The 18,822-nt window shown below is 70.5% G+C and carries 20 protein-coding genes; 4 read left to right on the top strand and 16 right to left on the bottom strand.

The annotated features are described in order from the left end of the window. The first annotated feature begins 311 nt into the window (after window positions 1–311). The 3 genes from ABD194_RS10665 (at window position 312) to ABD194_RS10655 (ending at window position 2,239) form a co-directional block, all read left to right on the top strand. Window positions 312–581, top strand: a complete 270-nt coding sequence (locus ABD194_RS10665; RefSeq protein WP_343991075.1) for a hypothetical protein — start codon at window positions 312–314, stop codon at window positions 579–581. A 410-nt stretch (window positions 582–991) separates the two neighbouring features. Next, window positions 992–1,384, top strand: coding sequence for an ATP-binding protein (locus tag ABD194_RS10660; protein WP_343991073.1), 393 nt, complete (start codon window positions 992–994; stop codon window positions 1,382–1,384). Window positions 1,385–1,792: 408 nt separating this feature from the next. Further along, window positions 1,793–2,239, top strand: a complete 447-nt coding sequence (locus ABD194_RS10655; protein WP_343991071.1) for an SRPBCC family protein — start codon at window positions 1,793–1,795, stop codon at window positions 2,237–2,239. Here the strand turns inward: ABD194_RS10655 and ABD194_RS21630 are convergent. The 7 genes from ABD194_RS21630 to ABD194_RS10625 all read right to left on the bottom strand — a co-directional run bounded on the left by ABD194_RS21630 (window position 2,236) and on the right by ABD194_RS10625 (window position 8,146). Further along, window positions 2,236–2,646, bottom strand: a complete 411-nt coding sequence (locus ABD194_RS21630) for a nuclear transport factor 2 family protein (protein ID WP_425579975.1) — start codon at window positions 2,644–2,646, stop codon at window positions 2,236–2,238. The genes ABD194_RS10655 and ABD194_RS21630 overlap by 4 nt on opposite strands. After that, window positions 2,604–3,818, bottom strand: a complete 1,215-nt coding sequence (locus tag ABD194_RS10650) for a histidine kinase dimerization/phospho-acceptor domain-containing protein (protein WP_343991069.1) — start codon at window positions 3,816–3,818, stop codon at window positions 2,604–2,606. Before ABD194_RS10650 ends, ABD194_RS21630 begins: the two co-directional genes overlap by 43 nt. 4 nt (window positions 3,819–3,822) lie before the next feature. Next, window positions 3,823–4,371: a response regulator transcription factor gene (locus ABD194_RS10645; RefSeq protein ID WP_343991067.1), complete on the bottom strand. Its 549-nt coding sequence runs from the start codon at window positions 4,369–4,371 to the stop codon at window positions 3,823–3,825. A gap of 150 nt (window positions 4,372–4,521) precedes the next feature. After that, window positions 4,522–4,944: a hypothetical protein gene (locus ABD194_RS10640; protein ID WP_343991065.1), complete on the bottom strand. Its 423-nt coding sequence runs from the start codon at window positions 4,942–4,944 to the stop codon at window positions 4,522–4,524. Beyond that, on the bottom strand, window positions 4,944–6,782 hold the full coding sequence (locus ABD194_RS10635; RefSeq protein WP_343991063.1) for an Ig-like domain-containing protein: 1,839 nt from the start codon (window positions 6,780–6,782) through the stop codon (window positions 4,944–4,946). The genes ABD194_RS10640 and ABD194_RS10635 overlap by 1 nt, the downstream gene beginning before the upstream one ends. 129 nt (window positions 6,783–6,911) lie before the next feature. Beyond that, entirely contained in the window at window positions 6,912–7,493 is a 582-nt protein-coding gene (locus tag ABD194_RS10630) for a signal peptidase I (protein WP_343991061.1), read from the bottom strand. A gap of 128 nt (window positions 7,494–7,621) precedes the next feature. After that, the gene (locus ABD194_RS10625) at window positions 7,622–8,146 is read right to left on the bottom strand and encodes a TasA family protein (protein WP_343991059.1); all 525 of its coding nucleotides are present in this window, start codon (window positions 8,144–8,146) and stop codon (window positions 7,622–7,624) included. A gap of 217 nt (window positions 8,147–8,363) precedes the next feature. On the opposite strand from ABD194_RS10625, the gene ABD194_RS10620 reads away from it, so the two are divergent. Next, on the top strand, window positions 8,364–9,557 hold the full coding sequence (locus ABD194_RS10620) for a thiolase family protein (RefSeq protein WP_343994107.1): 1,194 nt from the start codon (window positions 8,364–8,366) through the stop codon (window positions 9,555–9,557). Window positions 9,558–9,675: 118 nt separating this feature from the next. Here ABD194_RS10620 and ABD194_RS10615 read toward each other — a convergent pair whose 3' ends face one another. From ABD194_RS10615 to ABD194_RS10575, 9 genes are read right to left on the bottom strand one after another with little or no spacing between them, the layout of a single operon-like run. Beyond that, window positions 9,676–10,410 (bottom strand): SDR family NAD(P)-dependent oxidoreductase, encoded by a 735-nt coding sequence (locus ABD194_RS10615; protein ID WP_343991056.1) that lies wholly within the window; start codon window positions 10,408–10,410, stop codon window positions 9,676–9,678. After that, window positions 10,407–11,645: a sialidase family protein gene (locus ABD194_RS10610; RefSeq protein ID WP_343991054.1), complete on the bottom strand. Its 1,239-nt coding sequence runs from the start codon at window positions 11,643–11,645 to the stop codon at window positions 10,407–10,409. Before ABD194_RS10610 ends, ABD194_RS10615 begins: the two co-directional genes overlap by 4 nt. Continuing rightward, the gene (locus tag ABD194_RS10605) at window positions 11,642–12,457 is read right to left on the bottom strand and encodes an HpcH/HpaI aldolase family protein (RefSeq protein ID WP_343991052.1); all 816 of its coding nucleotides are present in this window, start codon (window positions 12,455–12,457) and stop codon (window positions 11,642–11,644) included. The genes ABD194_RS10610 and ABD194_RS10605 overlap by 4 nt, the downstream gene beginning before the upstream one ends. Then, entirely contained in the window at window positions 12,454–13,446 is a 993-nt protein-coding gene (locus tag ABD194_RS10600; RefSeq protein ID WP_343991050.1) for an aldo/keto reductase, read from the bottom strand. The genes ABD194_RS10605 and ABD194_RS10600 overlap by 4 nt, the downstream gene beginning before the upstream one ends. After that, entirely contained in the window at window positions 13,443–14,291 is an 849-nt protein-coding gene (locus ABD194_RS10595) for an ATP-binding cassette domain-containing protein (protein ID WP_343991047.1), read from the bottom strand. The genes ABD194_RS10600 and ABD194_RS10595 overlap by 4 nt, the downstream gene beginning before the upstream one ends. After that, window positions 14,284–15,207: an ABC transporter ATP-binding protein gene (locus ABD194_RS10590; RefSeq protein WP_343991045.1), complete on the bottom strand. Its 924-nt coding sequence runs from the start codon at window positions 15,205–15,207 to the stop codon at window positions 14,284–14,286. Before ABD194_RS10590 ends, ABD194_RS10595 begins: the two co-directional genes overlap by 8 nt. After that, complete coding sequence (locus ABD194_RS10585) at window positions 15,204–16,157, bottom strand: ABC transporter permease (RefSeq protein WP_343991042.1); 954 nt, start codon at window positions 16,155–16,157, stop codon at window positions 15,204–15,206. Before ABD194_RS10585 ends, ABD194_RS10590 begins: the two co-directional genes overlap by 4 nt. Next, window positions 16,154–17,086 (bottom strand): ABC transporter permease, encoded by a 933-nt coding sequence (locus tag ABD194_RS10580; protein ID WP_343991040.1) that lies wholly within the window; start codon window positions 17,084–17,086, stop codon window positions 16,154–16,156. The genes ABD194_RS10585 and ABD194_RS10580 overlap by 4 nt, the downstream gene beginning before the upstream one ends. Window positions 17,087–17,114: 28 nt before the next feature. After that, window positions 17,115–18,743, bottom strand: a complete 1,629-nt coding sequence (locus ABD194_RS10575; protein WP_343991038.1) for an ABC transporter substrate-binding protein — start codon at window positions 18,741–18,743, stop codon at window positions 17,115–17,117. Window positions 18,744–18,822: the final 79 nt, after the last annotated feature.

Here is an 18,822-nt window from a genome sequence, read left to right as displayed (position 1 = left end):
TTCAGCGGGGCATCCGTCACCAGCAGAACGCGTCCGGTCGTGCCACCGGTGCTGCCCTCAGCCGCCCATGGCTCCTGCCCTCCGGCGATCAGCGGCGCTCAGTGCAACCACCAGCGCATCGACCACCAAGGGTGGAGCCCGGCTAGCTCTACTGGCCAGACCCCACCGGGCAGACCTTCCTCCTCTGTCGTTGGCGACGACAGTGGCCCGACCAGGTCGCGCTGTGCTCCCCGAACCAGGTGCCTCACCGACCGGTCAGTCGGGACCAAAGTCCATACCTCCACGACGGTCGAAGTGACACAGTGACCACCATGCCCGACTACGCGGTCCGCGCCGCCTTCGACGAGGTGCTGTCCCGAGAAGTCGACGAGCGTCTGCTCGCCCTCGTGCCCGGCGCGGTCGTCTCCCACCCGCTCGAGGGAGGGACCGAGGTCGCCGTGCCGACCACGGGGAGGAACGTGCTCCATGTCGCGGATGACCTGTGCCGCGTCGCAACCCGTCTGTGGGGGATCGCCGGCGTTGACCCGGTCGCGCTGTCGATCGACCCGGTCGCCCTGTCGATCGGCCTGCTCGAGGACTGAGGCCCTCCAGGTTCGCTGAACCTACACCCGGAGATCAGCGCCACCAGGACGTCGCGCAAGCCTCCGGCGTTGGTTGGTCCTCCAGTTCATCTCAGGATCCGAGGATCGTCCAGGCCCTCGACGGGGCCGCGGTTGCGTCTTCAGTGCCACAACGGTGCATGCTCCCCAGCAGGCGAACGCCATGCCGGCGACCGATCGTGCCGATGAGCTGGCCGCGGGGGGACTCGCGGCGGTACCGCTTGTCACCCCTGGAGCAAAAGCGCACACTCGAAGGCAGGCAGAGACTTACGGCAGAACTTCGGTCGTTCGCCCAGAGAGCGAGGCCCTTGATCAAGGGCCGGTTGCCGCGGTCTGCCCGCGGCGCAACCCGACGGACGGACCAACGCCGACTTCTCTGAAACGAGGCCCGGGTGGCCGAGCTCACGGCCCACATCGATCTGCCCCTGTTCGACGCCAGCGCAGCACCCACCGCCCGCAAGGCCATTCGTCCGATCCTCGAGTCTTGGAACTGCACCGATGAAGACTGGCTGCGTGATGCTGAACTCGTAGTGAGCGAACTCGTCACCAACGCGATTCGACATGGCGGTGGCGGCCTGGAACTTGCGCTGACGATGCATGAGAGATCAGTGACGGTCAGCGTTGCCGACGGCTCTGCGGTGATCCCCGTGCTGGCGCTCGAACCGGGTGCCGAGGGCGGATGGGGGCTCCGCATCATTGAGGCACTCAGTGATGCCTGGGGCGTCGACAATCAGCGTGGCGGAAAACGAGTGTGGGTCCGCCTGCACGAACCTGCGAACGAGTGACCCAGCCGGGCTCCACACGCGCGCAGGTCGACCGGCATCTGTCGCATGAGACCTCCCCTTTGGTTCTACTCGGACTCGAGCAGCCTCTTTGCGGAGTCGAGTGCGGCCATCTCCCCGTCCATGGACTTCTGGACCGATCCGGACATCAGAAGCTTCTTGAGGCCGACCAGGTCGGCCGAGAGCGAGAACGTGACTGACGTCGAACCCGGTTGACCGGCCGGTCGACGACGATCGTTCGCTGCGCCCCGGGCATGCCACTCCTTCGAGAATGGACCTTCCAGCCCGATTCTCCCGCCGCCGACACAGGGTCCACAAGGGCGCTCCCAAGCGTGGCCAGCCGCGGGAGCATGGCCGGTGAGCGGTCCGCTGACGCCGTTGGATCAGCCGGCTGGGGAGTAGCCTCGTGCGGTGGCCGTGGACGTGGTGACCTCCATCGAGATCGACGTCGACCGCGATCAGGTCGCTGCCTTCGCAAGCAATCCGGAGAACGCTCCTCGCTGGTACGTGAACATCAGCTCCGTGGTCCTGGAGACTGCGCCACCCCTCGCCGTCGGGTCGCGCATGGCGTTCGTCGCCCACTTCTTGCGACGGCGTATCGCGTACACCTACGAGGTCCGAGAACTGCGCGATGGCGAGCGGTTCGTGATGAGTACCGCTGATGGCCCATTCCCGATGCAGACGACCTACACCTGGTCCGACACGGCGGACGGTGGCACGCGTATGACCCTGCGCAACCAGGGAGAACCGTCAGGTTTCGGCCACCTCACAGCACCAGTGATCGCCCGAGCCATGCGACGCGCCAACCGTAAGGACCTTCAGCGCCTCAAGAGCCTCCTCGAGAACTCAACCACCTAGTTCCCCGCGCCCGATGGGCTGGAAACTGCCCGGCCACGCGAGGCGACCTTGCCGTGCGGGAGGCCCTTCGCCGTCCCGGAGCGCTCCTCCGACAATGCTGAGCCGGCGAAGCGACGCAACGTGGCGTGAAACCCCTTGTCTTGAGCACGTCGGCACCCTTGGGCCACGTCCTCGGCTTCGACGCAGCCAATGACGTCGGACCGGACGTCCGACAGCGCGTCCAGCTCGCGGGCGAAGCGCGCGCGGAGCTCGTTCCTGCCTGTGAACGCGCCTTCGGGGGTGGTCAGGACGGCGTCGTCGGCATGGAGGTCGACCACGTCCGCAGATGCCGCCGAGCGGTCGTGCCGGGTCAGCGCCTGACTGGTCAGGGCGTCACGAGAGCCGGGGTCCGTTCTCCCGGCAGCCACAGGACCGCCTCGCCGGGAGCCACACCGCGAGTGAGCCGCCCACCGAGCGTGATCGCCAGTGCGGAGGCCCGTGACCATCCGGGATCGGGCTGCGCCGCAAGAGCACTGGTGCCGCCCGCGAGCTCCGGAACCACCCTGATCTCGGGGTGTGGACCCCCACCGTCGACCTCTACCCGGACGGCTGCGGCGTCCCGCCGCGCGTGGGAGACGAGCAGCTCGAGCAGCTCGCTCAGGGTGCTCGGCTCGACCCTGGCCAGGACGGGGCCCGACGACTTGCAGGTGACCGGCGGCCCACCCGCCTCACCAGCATGCCGGACCACGTCGTCGACGAGGCGCGCCAGGTCGACATCGGTCTTGCTGTCGCGGCGCTGCTGCGCGGAGAGCTCGAGCAGCTCGCCGATGGCGGTGCCCAGCCGGTCGAGGTCGCCCACGGATCGCCGCAGCTCGGTGGCCACGGCCTGCGGGGTCTCGGGCCACAGGGTCAGGTCCTCGAGGTCGAGACGGAGCGCCGTCAGCGGCGTGCGCAGCTCGTGGGAGGCGTGCACGGCCAGCTCCCGGTCACGGGCTCGGGCGCTCTCGATCCGAGCACCACTGACGACGAGGGCGTCGCGGATGGCCTCCGCCTCGGGCACCGGGTAGCCGGGCAGCCGCGGGTGCAGCTCCCCCGCCCCCAGGCCGTGCGCTGCGGTCGCGAGCTCCTGGAACGGTCGCGCCAGTCGCCTGGCCAGGACGAATCCGACGACGCCCGAGACGAGCACCAGCCCCAGCCCCAGCAGGACCACCGGAAGCAGCGCCTGCGAGACCTCGTCGCCGACGACCGTGGCACTGCGACGCGCGGAGAGCACGCCCCCGCCGGCCAGCCGTCGCGTGGCGAACAGGTCGTCCGCACGGGGTGCCTGGCCGTAGCCCGTGGACACCACGGTGCGCCCGCCGAGCTGGACCGACACCTGCTCGCCGGCAGCAGTCAGGCGGTCCAGGAGGTCCGGGCTGACGAGCTGGCCGGCGTCGAGGCGCTGATCCAGCACCACTGCCGCCAGGTCCGCCACCCGGTCGACCCGTGACTGCTCCTGTGCGCGGACCATGTCGGCCACCATGTACGCGCGTGGGACCCCGAAGAGGCCGACCACCACGACCGTGAGCCCGACGAACGCCGCAACCAGGCGTTCTCGCACGAGCTCACCCGGCTTCCAGCCGGAACCCCACGCCGCGCACCGTCACGATGCGGGCCGGGGCCTGGCTGTCGTCGAGCTTCTGTCGCAGTCGTCCCACCGTCACGTCGAGGGTCTTCGTCGAGCCGAACCAGTTCTCGTCCCACACCTCGTCCATCAGTCGCTCCCGGGAGAGCACCTGGCCCCGCTCGGAGTCCAGCATGGCGAGCAGGTCGAACTCCTTCGACGTCAGGGCGACCTCTTCGGGGCCCACCCACACGCGCCGCGCCCGTGGGTCCACCCGCAGACCGGGCGCCGGAGCGGCGGCCTCGACGGGCGCGCTCGCGACGCTGCTGCCCCGGGTCGTGCGCCGCAGCAGCGCCCGTGCGCGAGCGAGGAACTCGGCGAGCCCGAACGGTTTGCCGAGGTAGTCGTCGGCGCCGACGTCGAGCCCGACGACGCGGTCGAGCTCACCACCGCGGGCGGTCAGAATGAGGATGCCGTTGTCGTAGCCGTCGGTGCGCAGCTGTCGGCACACGTCGAGACCGTCGATGTCGGGGAGGCCGAGGTCGAGCACGACGAGGTCGACGTCCCGCGGGCGGCCCGCTCCAGTCCCGCAGCGCCTGTCGCGACCCGCTCGACCGCATACCCCTCGCGGTCGAGGGTGCGGAGCAGGGGCAGGGCGATTCCGTCGTCGTCCTCGACCACGAGGATCTGGTGCATCACCTCAGAGAGCATAGGGCGGCGGATCCTTCCGGGCCCGGGCACGCAACCGGGTGTCGCCGAGCACGAGGAGCGGGATCGCCACCGAGAGAGCCACGACGAGCAGCGCGGTCGCAGGCCAGTGGGCCGCGTGGCCGCCGGGCGCGCCGACGGTCGAGGCCAGCGTCTGGCACGTCGCGGTGCCGATGGCGAGCACCACGACGACCAGGCGCGACTCGAAGCAGTTGTCGCGCCACAGCTTCGCGCCGCCGAGAGTGCCGGCGGCCACGACGGCGCAGACGAGCACACCCACCCAGGAGGTCAGCGCAGCCGTGCTCGGGTGCCCCGCACCCACCGTCGCGGCGAGCGCGACGGTCAGCACGGCCGCGACCCGGGAACACGGCGTATGCCGGTGGCGGGCGAGGAGTCGCGCGTCGGTCCCGGCCATCAGAACTCCCTGTCCAGCGCGCCCAGCTCGGAGGTCGGCGCCGTCGAGGTGGGCGTGCCGTTGAGGTCGGTGGCCGCAGCTGACGGCGTCCACACCATGGTGGAGCCGGTGGACGACGTGCGCAGGACGCTGGCGTTCGTGGCACTGCCGAGGGTGATGGTGACCACGGTGGCCGTCGCGCCGTTGATGGTGGTCGTCGAGGCCACCATCGTCGCGGCGAACTGGGCGGTCTTGCTGGACTTGACGTAGTCCTGCTTGAGGTTGACCGAGCCGAGGTTGACAGTCGCCCCGCTGCGCAGCACGTCCAGCGTGTCGCCCGTGCTGCCGAACCCGAGCAGGTTGCCGTCCCGCAACCGCAGCGTCACCGGGAGGCTCGCCCCGGTCCAGCCCGGCGTGATGGTCGGGAGGGCGACCAGCTGGGTGTAGGTGAGCCGCAGGACGTCCCCGGAGTCGAGCCGGCCCGGGGTGGCGCCGCCCGACACCGTCTGCACGTCGTAGCCGCGCACCGGGCTGTTGTCCACGCGCCGGGCGCTGACCGTGGTCGACGTCGTCGTGCTGCTCTTGCCGTCCACGAGGACCGCCCGGAAGTCGTAGAGGCCGTCGGCCACCTTCGTGGTGTCCCAGCTGCACCCATACGGCGACGCCGTGTCGGTGCAGACGGCGGTCCAGGTGGTGGTCCCGGTCGGCGCGGAGTCGATGCGCACGGACGTGACGCCGGCCGTCGAGCTCGCCGTCGCCGTGAGCGTCGCCGTGCCGTTCAGGTAGGCGCCCGGGTCCTCCATCGAGACCGACGAGACGGTGTTGTCGACCGAGCGGCTGCCGACGACAGGCGAGGTCGTGCCATTGCCGACCGCGTCCGTCGCCACCGCCCGGAAGGCATACGTGCCGTCGGGCAGCTTCGTCGTGTCGTAGCGGCAGCTGAAGGGGTCGACGGTCAGCGTGCACGCCGTCGTCCAGGTGGAGGCGCCGGACAGCTGGTACTGGACGAGGACCTGCGACACACCGGACTCCGCGTCGCTCGCGGTCGCCGCGAGGGTCACCGTGCCACGCAGCGGAGTGCCGGGGTCCTGCATGGTGACCGTCGGGGCGACGTTGTCGACGAGGACGCCCGAGACCAGGGAGGACGTCGTGCTCGCGATTCCCGCGGTGGCCACCGCACGCACGTCGTAGGACTCGCCCTGGGTGAAGGCGGCGCCCGTGGTGTTCCAGCTGCACGCATACGGCGAAACGGTCGTCGTGCACAGCGTCTTCCACGTGGTCGTGCCGCTGACGGCGTACTGGATCGCGACCGAGTAGCTGACGGTGCCGGCGTTGTAGAGCGTGGCAGTCAGCGGCACGGTGCCCCTGACCATGTCGCCCGGGTCGCCCAGGACCACCAGGAGGTTGTTGGCGACAGTGGTCTGCACGCCGGCGGACGTCGTGGAGTAGCCGGCCTTGTCGGTGGCGGTCGCGCGGAGGACGTAGGAGCCGTCGGCGCCGACCGTGGTGTTCCAGCTGCAGACGTACGGTGCCGCGGTTGCCGTGCACAGCGTGACCCACGCCGAGCCGTTGGTGGCGAAGTACTGGAGGGTGACCGAGGCGACGCCGCTGTCGGCGTCGATTGCGGTCGCGGAGACGGTGACCGTGCCCTTGACGGGTGAGCCGGGATCGGTCACCGAGACAGTCGGAGGCGTCCAGTCGGACGCGGCGGTCACGCTGCTCACGGCGTTGGAGGTCGTGCTGCTGAAGGTCGCGCCGCTGAAGGCCACTGCAGGAGACACGAGCCCGCTCACCACGGCGAACACTCCCAGCACGCCGGCGACCGCGAGGGCCAGCTGTGCACGGGGACCGCGGGACATGGGTTTCTCTTCCTGAGGGTGTCGAGTGGACAGGTCCAACGCTAGGGAGCGGCACTCCACGGGTGGGCAACAGCGAGGGCTGCGGGCTCCACGCCTCGGTAACAATCGCGCCGCGCGGCTCGGCTCGCCTCAGGCGTGTGCGGCGGGAGCCTCGGCGGTCGGCTTCTTCCCGTTGCCGCGGGCGGCGCCCATCAACTGACCCAGGGCGACGAGCGCGATCAGGGCGGCCGGACCACCGATGACCATCATCCGGGTGTTGCGGTCGGCCAGGGCGATGAGCACCCACCCGGCGTGGGGCACGCCCAGCTGCACGACGGGCTGCTCCTGGGACACGAGCGTGAAGTGCCACGGGTCCGGCTTGGGGTTCGCGTCGCCCTTCGTGGTGAAGAGCATGCCGCCACCGGCGGCCGGCTTCATCTCCAGGATGCGGTGCGTGACGAGGTTGGAGACCCCGGAGTCGGCGGGCGGCAGGTAGGTGATGACGTCTCCGACCTTCAGGCCGTTCACGGGCACGGGCTTCTCGAGGACGATGGAGCCCTTGTCGTAGGTGCCCGTCATCGACCCCCCGGTGATGACGTAGCGGCTGTAGCCCATCAGGCTCGGCAGCAGCCAGGCGGCGCAGGCGGCGATGACGACGGTGACCACGAGGTTGGCCGACCAGCGGGACAGCCGGCGTGCGGTGCTGGCGCGTTCGGTCTGCTGCCTTGCCATGGTGTGCTCCTCGCTCAGGTCTGGTGGTTCGAGATGTCGAGACGTGTGGTGCCGGGAGGGGCTCCCCAAGCCCCGCCCGGCATACCTCGGGCCCCTCCCGGGCCCTCCGAACCCCTTGCGGGGTCAGCTCACTGGTTGACCGTCGTGGCCGCGTCCTGGACCGAGCTCCAGGAGTAGACGGCGCCGGCGGTCTTGCCCTGCTCGGCGTTCGTGGCGTCGGCGCTGAGCTTGACGGTGAAGGTGAAGACGTGGGCCTGGCCGGGCGCCCACGTGCCGAGGTCGTTCTTCGCGCCGTCGGTGAGGCCGCCGAAGGTGCCGCTGAAGACGGTCGCGTTGGCGGTCGTGTCCTTGATGTCGAGCGACAGGTTCGAGGCCGAGAAGCCGTTGGTCGAGGAGACCTCGGTCAGCGAGAAGAGGGCCGGCAGGGAGCCGGTGTTGGTCAGCGTCAGCGAGCCGTTGAGGACGTCGCCAGGCTTCAGGTTGGTCAGGTTGAAGATGGCCTGCCCGTCCTTGGAGTTGCTCTGCGTCAGGGTGCCGGCGGTGACCGCGGAGATCGTGTTGCCCGTGGTCGAGCTGAAGGTCGCACCCGAGCCCACGGCGATGCTGCCGGCGGCGAGGAGGGTGGCGAGGGGGACGAGGATCTTGCGGTTCATCTGGCTGCTCCAAGCTGTCTTGTGCAGCCGCTCGGCTGCCTCGGTGGTTTGCGCGTTGTTGCTACGAGAAGAACGTTATGGAGGCGCACACCACGGCCCGGCAACGTCAGATCCTCACTCCGGCCACATCGGGGAACCGTTCGACAACAGGTCCCCGACAGCGCCCGTAGACTCACGGGGCCGTATGCCGTCCCACCCCTTCGAGGGAGTCACCACCGTGATCGACGCGTTCGTCTACGACGCCGTCCGCACCCCCTTCGGCCGCTTCGGCGGATCCCTCGCAACCACGCGACCGGACGACCTCGCGGCGCTGGTCGTCCGCGCCGTCGTCGACCGGTCCCCCGGCCTGCGCACCGACCCGGGGGTGGTCGACGAGGTGGTCTTCGGCAACGCGAACGGCGCCGGCGAGGAGAACCGCAACGTTGCCCGGATGGCGACCCTGCTCGCGGGCCTCCCGACCAGCATCCCCGGCACGACGGTCAACCGGCTCTGCGGCTCGAGCCTCGACGCCGCGATCATCGCCTCCCGGCAGGTCGAGACGGGCGATTCCGACGTCGTCCTCGTCGGCGGCGTCGAGTCGATGACACGCGCCCCGTGGGTCATGCCCAAGACCGAGAAGCCCTATCCCGCCGGCAACCTCGAGCTGTCATCGACGACGCTCGGGTGGCGTCTGGTCAACCCGCGCATGCCGTCGGAGTGGACGGTCTCCCTCGGCGAGGCCACCGAACAGCTCCGCGAGAAGCACGGCGTGACCCGCGAACGCCAGGACGAGTTCGCGGCGCGCTCGCACCGGCTGGCCGACGCCGCGTGGGGCGAGGGCTTCTACGACGACCTGGTCGTGCCGGTGCCCGGCGTCGACCTCGGGTGGGACGAGTCGATCCGCCCCGACACCACGGTCGAGCGTCTCGCCGGGCTGAAGACGTCGTTCCGCAAGGAGGGCGGCACCGTGACGGCCGGCAACGCCTCGCCGCTCAACGACGGCGCCTCCGCGGTCCTGGTCGGCAGCGCCGCCGCCCGCGAGCGGCTCGGTCTCGACCCGGTCGCGCGCATCGCCGGGCGGGGCGCAAGCGCCCTCGACCCGCAGTACTTCGGCTTCGCCCCGGTGGAGGCGGCCGACCGGGCACTGGCTCGTGCCGGCATCACCTGGGCCGACGTGTCGGCCGTCGAGCTCAACGAGGCGTTCGCTGCGCAGTCCCTGGCCTGCATCGACGCCTGGGGCATCGACCCCGAGATCGTCAACCGGCACGGCGGGGCCATCGCCATCGGGCACCCGCTCGGCGCGTCCGGCGGCCGCATCGTCGGCACGCTCGCCCGCAGCCTCCAGCGCTCCGGCGAGCGCTGGGGCGTCGCGTGCATCTGCATCGGCGTCGGCCAGGGGCTCGCCATGGTCCTCGAGAACGTCACCGCCTGAGCCGGAGCCACCGGCCGGCCGGCCGCGTGGCGAGTGCACACTCGCGTCAGGAGTGCACGGTGAAGCGCGCACTCCTGCGGTCGGCGCGCACCGCTGAGGCGGGGCCGCACCGCGGCGGTCAGGGCAGGGAGGCGCCGCCGCACATGACGAGGGTCTGGCCCGTCACCATCGCACCGGTCGGCTCGAGGAGGAAGCGGGTCAGGGCCGCGACCTCCGACGGCTCCACCAGCCGGCCGAGAGGCGGCACGACCGGCGGCACGGAGGCGCGGTTCGGGTCCTCGAGCATCGCCGTGCGCGTGGGGCCGGGCGCGACGACGTTGACGGTGATCCGGCGGGGCGCGAGCTCGGCGGCCCACGCGCGCGCCATCGCGGCGAGCGCGGCCTTGGTGGCGGCGTACTGGCTCTTGCCCGGCACACCCGTCATCGTGCGGCTGCCGAGCAGCACGACGCGCCCACCGTCGACGAGCAGGTCGACCAGTCCGCCGACGAGCAGCTCGGCGCCGCGGACGTGCACCGCCCACATCCGTTCTCCGTGGGCGGGGTCGAGGCCGCCCAGCCGGCCGGAGTACTGCAGGCCGGCGGCGTGGACCACCGCGTCGAGGCCGTCGGCTGCCGCCGCGCGCACGACGTCGACGGCCTGCGCGGTCGACTGCACGTCGGCGAGGTCGCACCGCACCCACGTCGCCGACTCCGGCAGCCCACCGCGCGAGCGGCTCAGCCCGAGCACCCGCCAGCCTGCACCGAGGAGATCCTCGGAGATGGCGAGTCCGATGCCCGAGCTGGCCCCCGTGACGACCGCGGTGCGTGTCCCGCGCTCGGCCGGCGTGTGGCCGGGCGCGTGTCCTGCCGTCACGCCGGCCGGCTCCCGCGCAGTCGGTCGACGACGCCGGCGGGCAGGTGCACGTGCTTGATGGCGCGACGGTGGTAGGTGTAGGCGACGTGCAGGTCGCCGTCAGGGCCCGGCAGGACCGAGGGGTAGGACAGCTCGCGGTTGAGCCCGTCGCGGGAGTTGTTGGACATGCAGTAGCCGTCGCCCGTCTCGATATCGACCTGCACCGGCCAGGACCGGCCCTCGTCCGGGCTGAGACCCAGCGTCATCGGGGCCCGGGGCGCACCCCAGTAGGCTGTCCGGCGTCCCGCGGCCTCCGCGGCCTCGGGGGACGGCTCGGCCACGACCGGACCGTCGAGGCCGTCGACCACACCCTCGTCGTCGATCTCGTCGTAGAGCGAGACCCGGCGTTCCGTGGCGTCGAGGGCCGAGCTGCGGTTGAAGACGAGGGCCACCTCTCCCCCGCCGGTCACGACGGCCTGGATCGAGGAGTTGTTGTTGGGCAACCCTGTCGGGGTGGGCGCGGCCCACGTCAGGCCGTCGTCGGTCGAGGTGGTCTCCCAGACGTGGTCGGCCCAGCGGCTGCGGAAGCACGCCCACAGCGAGCCGTCCTGTCGCGCAACGAGGTTCATGTGCACGCAGCCGAGCGACCCGGGCACCTTCGACTCGGTCCACGTCTGACCGCCGTCGTCGCTCCGCCAGACGCTCGAGGTGTCCTCGTTGCCGACCCACTTCTCGCCCGGCACGGTGACGCAGTTGAAGACGGGCAGCAGGATGCGTCCGGTCGGGAGCACGATGGGCGGCTGCCGGACGAACACCCCGCCGGCGTCCGTCGCGGGCAGCAGCACGGTCGGGCGCTCCCAGGTGACGCCGCCGTCTCGGGAGACACGGCGGCGCACCTCGGAGGTGTCCTGGTTGCCCGCGAGCTGGGCGGTGTAGAGCAGCCAGACGTCGCCGTCCGGGGCCGTGAAGAGGATCGGGTTCTGCTCGGAGCGGGTCGGGTCGTCGCTGAGCGGCACGGGGTCCTGCCACGTGTCGGTGCCCGACGGCATACGGGAGAGGTAGGCGGTGATGTCGCTGACGCCCTCCTGGGTGCCGCCGAACCACACGCAGGCCAGGTCGCCGTTCGGCAGCCACGCGAGGTTGGCCGCGTGGCACTGCACCGTCGGGGTGGGGAGGTATGCCGTCCGACCGCCTCCCTCGCGCGGGCGCAGCACGCCGTCGGTCGGCAGCACCTCCGCCGACCCGGCGACCGTCACGACTCTCCCCGGGCCGCCCTGAGGTGCGCCGAGGCGGCCTGCTCGAGGTGGACGAGGTCGGACGAGACGGTGGCGAGCGTGAACCCCTGGCCGAGACGCTTCGCGGCGACGTCGCCGCTGGGGGTGTGGAACCCGGCGGCGATGCCCGCCGCCTCCGCGGCTGCGAGGATGCGCTCGACCGCGGCCTCGAAGACGTCGTCGACCTCAGGGTCGGTAGACGTCGCCCCACCGACGGCGAGGCGCAGGTCGGACGGGCCGATGTAGAGGCCGTCGATGCCGGGCGTCGCCGCGATCGCCTCGACGTTCTCGAGGCCCTGCGGGGTCTCGATCATCGCGAGGACGACCGTGGCCTGGTTGGCGTCGGCGGGATCGGGGCCGATGCGCAGCTGCGAGCGCATGGGGCCGTAGGACCGGATGCCTTCGGGACCGTACTTCGCGTAGGAGACCGCACGGGCGGCGTCCTCCGCGGTGTTGACGAGGGGCACGATGATGCCCGCGGCGCCTGCATCCAGGGCCTGCCCGATGAGGAACGGCTCGTTGGCCCCGACGCGGACCATGCCGACCGACTCGCCGCCGGCGTCGATGGCCTGCATGCCGGACAGGATTCCCTTGTAGTCGAGCAGGCCGTGCTGGGCGTCGAAGCACACGTAGTCGTAGCCGACCCGGGCGAGGCGCTCGGTCGAGACGGGCGAGTCGATGATGACCCAGTAGCCGAGGATCGTCTCGCGGGCGCGCACGCGGCGGGCGTAGTCGAGCACGCGGGCCCGGCTGCGCTCCATCGCCGTCCGGCCGGCGTCGGCCGCGCGGCTCATCGGTTGTACCCCGGCATGGAGCCCAGCAGCGGGGCACCTGCCTCGTCGCACGCGGCGACGACGTCGTCGGGGAGCGGACCGGCTTGTGCAGCAGTGATGTTGGCCTCCAGCTGGGATGGTTTGGAACCGCCGAGCAGCACCGCCGAGACGACCGGCTTGCTCAGCAGCCAGCGCAGCGACAGCTCGGGGAGGGTGATGCCGGCCTGCGACGCGATCGCGCCGAGGGCCTCGATGACCGCGAACGTCTCGGCGTTCCAGTAGCGGTCCTTGTACATGGTGGCGAGCGCCGAGGAGCCGAAGCGGCCCTCGCCGGGCGACTCGGTGAACGAGTGGCGTCCGGTCAGCAGACCCCCGCCGAGGGGGTTGTAGACGACCGTCGCCAACCCCTTGGTGGTGGCGAACTCGGCGTACTCCGCCTCGATGCGGCGGGCGACGAGGTTGTAGAGCTGCTGGGCGAGGATCGGCCGGGGCGTGCCCAGCGCGTCGCAGGCGGCGAAGACGTCGGCGATCTGCCAGGCCGAGAAGTTGGAGACGCCGATGGCGCGGACCTTCCCCTCCTTGAGCAGCTCGCCCAGGGCGGAGACGGTCTCGTCGATCGGCACGGACCGGTCGGGCTGGTGGAGGTAGTAGACGTCGACGAAGTCGGTGCCCAGGCGGCGCAGGCTCGCCTCGAGCGAGGACCGCAGTCCTGCGGCGGAGAGCAGCGGCGCGCCACCGGCGTCGCCCGGGTAGATCCCGGCCTTGGTCGCGATGGTCGCGGCGTCGCGGCGGCCGGCGAGGATCTCGGCGAGCATCTCCTCGCTGCGCCCGCCGGCGTACCCGTTGGCGGTGTCGATGGAGGTGATGCCGGCGTCGAGCGCGGTGTCGACCATGGTGCGGGCCGTGTCGAGGTCGACGGTGTCACCGAAGGTCATGGTGCCGAGGACGAGTCGCGGGAGCGGCCGGTCGAGACCGGGCAGGTCGATGGTGGGGAGGGCAGCGGTGGTCATGACGCCTTCTCGGTCTCCGCCGTGCGGGAGGCGGCGATGTGTCGGATGAGGTGGCGGGGTTTGATGCCGGTCATCAGGGCCGGCTCGAGGGCCGATCGGCGCAGGCGCTGGGTGTACTCCTCCTGCGGCCGCGACAGCAGGTCGTCGGTGCGGCCGACCTCGACGATGCGCCCGGCCCGCATGACGATGGTGTCCTGCGAGATGGCGCGCACCACGCCCAGGTTGTGCGAGATGAAGAGGTAGGTCAGGCCCGTGTCGCGCTGGATGTCTGCGAGCAGCTCGAGCACCTGGGCCTGCACCGAGACGTCGAGCGCGCTCGTCGCCTCGTCGCACACGAGGAGCTCGGGACCGGATGCGAGCGCCCTGGCGATGCCGATGCGCTGGCGCTGTCCGCCGGAGAACTCGGGAGGCTTGCGTTCCAGGGCGGTGCGGGGCAGTCCGACACGGTCGATGAGCTCGGCCGCCTTGTCGCGCTGTACCTTCCGCGACTTCTCGCCGCGGACCTTGATCGGCTCGGCGACGATCTCCTGCGCCGTGAGGTGTGGGTCGAGCGAGCCGTAGGGGTCCTGGAACACCATCTGCACGCGGTGCCGCATCGGGCGCAGCTGCTTCTCCGTCAGCCCGGCGAGGTCGGTGCCGTCGAGGTCGATGACACCCGAGGTGGGCTTGAGCAGGCGGACGAGCGCCTTGGCGATCGTCGACTTGCCGCAGCCGGACTCCCCCACGATGGCGAGGGTGCCCCCGCGAGGGACGCTGAACGACACGTCGTCGACCGCACGGAAGACGTCCTTGCCGGTGCCGTACTCGACGACGAGGTTGCGTACGGTCAGCAGGTCCTCAGCCATGGCTGGCCTCCTTCACGGGCTTCGGGGCGCCGTATGCCGTGGGCCCGGCCGACGCAGTCCCCTCGGGCTGCGCCGGGACGTCGGTGGCGGCATACGCCTGGCCGTTGGCGCCGACGGCCGGGTCGTCCCACGGGCCGAGCTCTGGGATGGCACCGAGCAGCTTGCGGGTGTAGGGGTGCTGCGGGTTGTCGACGACCTCGGTGACGGGGCCGCCCTCGACGAAGGTGCCCGACTTCATGACGTGGATGCGGTCGCTCATCAGGCGCGCGACGCCGAGGTCGTGGGTGATGAGCAGCAGTGCGATACCCGTCTGCTCCTGCATCTCGAGGAGCAGGTCGAGGATGCCGGCCTGCACGGTGACGTCGAGCGCGCTGGTCGGCTCGTCGGCGACGATGAGGTCGGCGTCGGTCGAGACGGCCATCGCGATGAGGACGCGCTGGAGCATGCCGCCCGAGAGCTGGTGCGGGTAGGCACCGAACTGCTTGGCAGGGTTGCGGATGTGCACCTGCTCCATGAGCGAGAGGGCACGCGCCTTGGCCTCGGCCTTGCTCAGCTTGGGGTACTTGATGCGCACGGCCTCGGTCATCTGCCTGCCGATGGTGCGGATGGGGTTGAGGGCCGTCATGGGATCTTGCGGGATGAGCGCGACGGCTCGGCCGCGGAGCTTGTCGATGACCTTGCGGCTTCCGGTGACGTCCTTGCCGCCGATGCGGGCCTCGCCGGAGATGACCGCGAGATCGTCAGGGAGCAGGCGCAGGATGGCCATCGCGGTCGTCGACTTGCCCGAGCCGGACTCGCCGATGATCGTCACCGTCTCGCCCTCGTCGATGTGGAAGCTGACGCCGTCGACGGCGCGTACGACGCTCGTGCCGGTCATCAGCTCGACGTGTAGGTCCTTGACCTCGAGGACGCTCATGACTGGTCTCCCTTCGCGCGTCGGACCCGGTCGCGCAGGCCGTCGCCGACGAGGTTGACGCCGACGACGAGCAGCGCGATGGCGATGCCCGGGATCGTGACGAGCCACGGCTTGCCGGTGACGAACAGCTCGCGTCCGTCGGAGATGATGCCGCCCCACGTGGGGTAGGGGCGCTGGACGCCGGCGCCGAGGAAGCTGAGAGCGCTCTCGAGCAGCACGGCCTGGGCCAGCAGCAGCAGCACGACGACGAGCACCTGCTGGAGGATGTTGGGGATGACGTGCCGATTGAGGATCGAGAACTTCGGCAGGCCGAGCACCCGCGCCGCCGCGACGTAGGGCTTCTCCCGCTCGACGAGCACGAGCGCCCGGGTGATGCGCGCCGGCTCGGGCCACTGGGCGAAGGCGATGACGAGGGTGATGACGGGGATCGACGGGCCGAAGAGGGCGACGACGAGCAGCAGCATGAGCAGCAGCGGCAATGCCATCTGGGCCTCGAGCAGCCGGGAGATGATGGTGTCGACCCAGCCGCCGAAGTAGCCGGCGGCGGCTCCTGCGACGATGCCGAAGAGGCCAGAGACGAAGATCGCGAGGAAGCCGATGACGAGAGAGGTCTGGCCGCCGTGCAGGATGCGTGAGAGCAGGTCGCGTCCGTTGGGGTCGGTACCGAGCAGGTGCCCCGCGCTGAAGGGCGGCAGCGATGACTGGCTCAGCTGGCCGACGATCGGGTCGGGCAGGGGAAGGACTCCCGCAAGGACGACCGGGATGACGACCACACCGGCGCAGATCGCGCCGACCCAGATCTTGATGGTGCTGTAGCGCGCGCGGCGTGCGGCTGCGGACCGGCGCAGCAGCACCTTCGTCACCGCGGAGTCGCGTCCGAGGATGGATCCGGGCACCTCGCTCAGGTTGGGCACCTGCGGGTGGCCGGGCAGGTTCGTCGAGGTGGTCATGCGCTGGCCTCTCCGAGTCGGACCCGCGGGTCCATGAGCGGGTAGAGCAGGTCGACGAGCAGCTGGACGACGAGCGCCAGCAGCACGGTGACGAGGACGGTGGCCTGGATCAGCGGGAAGTCGCGCTGTTTGAGCGCGTTGACGACGAGCTCGCCGACACCGGGCCAGTTGAAGACGACCTCGACGATGACGACACCGTTGAGCATCGCCGCGAACCGGGTGCCGAGGGCCGTCACGACGGGCAGGGCAGCGTTGGAGAACGCGTAGCGCCAGGTCAGCGCGCGCTCGGACACCCCTCTCGACCGCGCGACCGTGAGGTACGGCGAGGCCAGGTTGACGACCATCTCGCGACGCACGAGCCGCGAGATGAGCGCGATCTGCAGGATCGCGATCGTCACCGTCGGCAGGACGATCGAGGCCACCGAGTCGAATCCTGCGGGCGCGAACCAGTGCAGGTTGACCGCGAAGAGGATGAGCAGCACGAAGCCGATCCAGAAGTCCGGCATCGACTGGCCGGCGATGGTGCCGATGTTGGCACCGAGCTCCGGAGCCGTGTTGCTACGACGCGCCATCCACACGCCGAGCGGGATCGCCACGGCCGCGGTGACGACGATCGCGGCCACCGCCAGGGTGATCGTGTAGGGCAGGCGTTCCAGGACGACCTCGAGCGCCGGGCGCTTGAAGAAGAACGACGTGCCCACGTCCCCCTGGAACAGGTGCTGCAGGAAGGTCACGAACTGCACCGGGATCGACTGGTCGAGCCCGAACTGCACGCGAATGGCCTCGAGCTGCGCCGAGGTGGGGTTCGGCGGCGCATAGTTCGCCGCCGGGTCACCCGGGGCCATGCGCAGCAGGACGAAGACGGTCGCCACGGCCAGGAAGGCCGTCAGGATCGTCTGGCCCACCCGCTTGAGGACGTACTTCAGCATGAGAGCACCTCGCTCTGGTGGGGTTCGGTCAGCCGGAGACGGTCACGGCGGCGAGGTCGTAGGAGTTGATCGCGCGCAGCTTGAGGTTCTGCACGCGCTTCCGCTTGGCCAGGACGTTGTTGGGCGTCCACGCCCACATGGCCGGCCACAGCGCCCAGATCTTCTCCTGGGCCTGGGCGAGCAGGGCGTTGCGCTTGCCCTCGTCGGCCTCGGCGCCGGCCTGGTCGAGCAGCGTGGAGATCTCGGGGAAGACGAACCCCTGGTAGGTGTCCTTGGTCTTCTCCTTCTCGGCCGTGCCGCCGTACTGCCCCACGAGGTTGGTCAGGGCCAGCCCGGTCTGGTTGCCGTAGCCGTTGGCCAGCACGTCCCAGTCGCCTGCCTCACCGCGGCGCCACGCGTTGATGTCGCCGCCCTTCGGGATCATCTTCAACGTGGCGGTGACGCCGACGGCGGCCAGCATCTGCGAGACGGCCTCGAGCACGCGCGAGGCCCCCGCGAACTCCGAGTCCTCCCAGATGAACGTCAGCTTGAGGCCGCTGCCGCCGTTCGCGGCGAGCATCTGCTTCGCTTTGGCCGGGTCGTAGGTGTAGGCGCCGGTCTTGACGTAGCCGGACAGGGTCTTGGGCACGACGCCCTCGGCCGAGGTGACCTGGTTGTTCATCAGCGCCTTGATGAGCGAGTCGTGGTCGATCGCGTAGCTGAGGGCCTCACGCACCTTCGGGTTGGCGAGCGGGTGCCCCTTCGGCTTGCGGAAGTTGTAGAAGAGGTGGATCAGGCGCGTCCCGGGGGTCTCGATGACGTCGATGTCGTTGTTCGTCTTGAGCGAGGTCGCCGACTCGGGCGTGATGGTGTCGATGACGTCGGCCTGACCGGAGGTGATCGCGATGACGCGGGCGCCCTCCTCCTCCTGGTAGGAGACGTTGACCTGGTCGAGCTTGGCCTTCTGGCCCCAGTAGTTCTCGTTGCGCGTCAGCTTGTACGTGCCGGTGCCGGTGTCGGCGCTGGCGATGACGAACGGGCCGGTGCCGAGGCCGGTGCTCAGCTCCGCGGGCTTGTTGTCCTTGGCCGGGGTGATGAGGATGTTGGACATCAGCGAGTTGAGCGTGACGACAGGGACCTTGGTCGTCAGCGTGAAGGTCTTGTCATCGATCTTCTTGAAGGTCGGCTGCTCCGGGAACTGGGCGGCGACGTAGCCCGCCGGCACCTGGAAGTAGAACTTGAGGGCGGTCTCGACGTCCTCGACCGTGACCGGCGACTTGTCGGAGTAGTGGATGTCGTCGCGCAGCTTGACGGTCCACTCGGTGGGCTTGGTCTGCTCGAACGACTGGGCGAGCACAAGCTCGGGCGTCAGGTTGTCGCCGATCTTCGTCAGGGCCTCGCGGACCGCGCGCTGGACGGTGACGGCTGCGTCGTACTGGTTCAGCTTGTTGTCCAGGCTGACCAAGTTGCGGTTGAGCACGATGCTCAGTGTGCCTCCGGCACCACCCGCCCCGGCGGTGCTGGCGTTCGTGGCGGTCTTGGGCCCGGCACACGCGGCGAGGGCGGGAGCGAAGAGGGCTCCGGCGCCGGCCAGCGAGGCGAGCTTGAGGACCGAGCGACGCGACACCTCGCGCGTCGGCAGGTCAGACGTGGGAAGCAGTGCAGGCTGCTGGGGCATCGGGACTCCTCGTTGAGCGGTGGCCTCCCCGTCGGTGGCGCACACTGCGCCCCTCGGGATGACCAACCTTTGCACCGTT

Source organism: Terrabacter terrae, from assembly GCF_039529575.1.
In the GTDB taxonomy this organism is placed as follows: domain Bacteria; phylum Actinomycetota; class Actinomycetes; order Actinomycetales; family Dermatophilaceae; genus Terrabacter; species Terrabacter terrae.
Note: the sequence above shows the minus strand (reverse complement) of the source record. Positions and strands in the feature narration are given on the sequence as shown.

Excerpts from the sequence above, each read along its gene's own strand:
- ABD194_RS10590 (WP_343991045.1), bottom strand. The coding sequence starts at position 15,207 with ATGAGCGTCCTCGAGGTCAAGGACCTACACGTCGAGCTGATGACCGGC.
- ABD194_RS10635 (WP_343991063.1), bottom strand. The coding sequence starts at position 6,782 with ATGTCCCGCGGTCCCCGTGCACAGCTGGCCCTCGCGGTCGCCGGCGTG.
- ABD194_RS10595 (WP_343991047.1), bottom strand. The coding sequence starts at position 14,291 with ATGGCTGAGGACCTGCTGACCGTACGCAACCTCGTCGTCGAGTACGGC.
- ABD194_RS10665 (WP_343991075.1), top strand. The coding sequence starts at position 312 with ATGCCCGACTACGCGGTCCGCGCCGCCTTCGACGAGGTGCTGTCCCGA.
- ABD194_RS10575 (WP_343991038.1), bottom strand. The coding sequence starts at position 18,743 with ATGCCCCAGCAGCCTGCACTGCTTCCCACGTCTGACCTGCCGACGCGC.
- ABD194_RS10600 (WP_343991050.1), bottom strand. The coding sequence starts at position 13,446 with ATGACCACCGCTGCCCTCCCCACCATCGACCTGCCCGGTCTCGACCGG.
- ABD194_RS10585 (WP_343991042.1), bottom strand. The coding sequence starts at position 16,157 with ATGACCACCTCGACGAACCTGCCCGGCCACCCGCAGGTGCCCAACCTG.
- ABD194_RS10640 (WP_343991065.1), bottom strand. The coding sequence starts at position 4,944 with ATGGCCGGGACCGACGCGCGACTCCTCGCCCGCCACCGGCATACGCCG.
- ABD194_RS10625 (WP_343991059.1), bottom strand. The coding sequence starts at position 8,146 with ATGAACCGCAAGATCCTCGTCCCCCTCGCCACCCTCCTCGCCGCCGGC.
- ABD194_RS10605 (WP_343991052.1), bottom strand. The coding sequence starts at position 12,457 with ATGAGCCGCGCGGCCGACGCCGGCCGGACGGCGATGGAGCGCAGCCGG.
- ABD194_RS10630 (WP_343991061.1), bottom strand. The coding sequence starts at position 7,493 with ATGGCAAGGCAGCAGACCGAACGCGCCAGCACCGCACGCCGGCTGTCC.
- ABD194_RS10580 (WP_343991040.1), bottom strand. The coding sequence starts at position 17,086 with ATGCTGAAGTACGTCCTCAAGCGGGTGGGCCAGACGATCCTGACGGCC.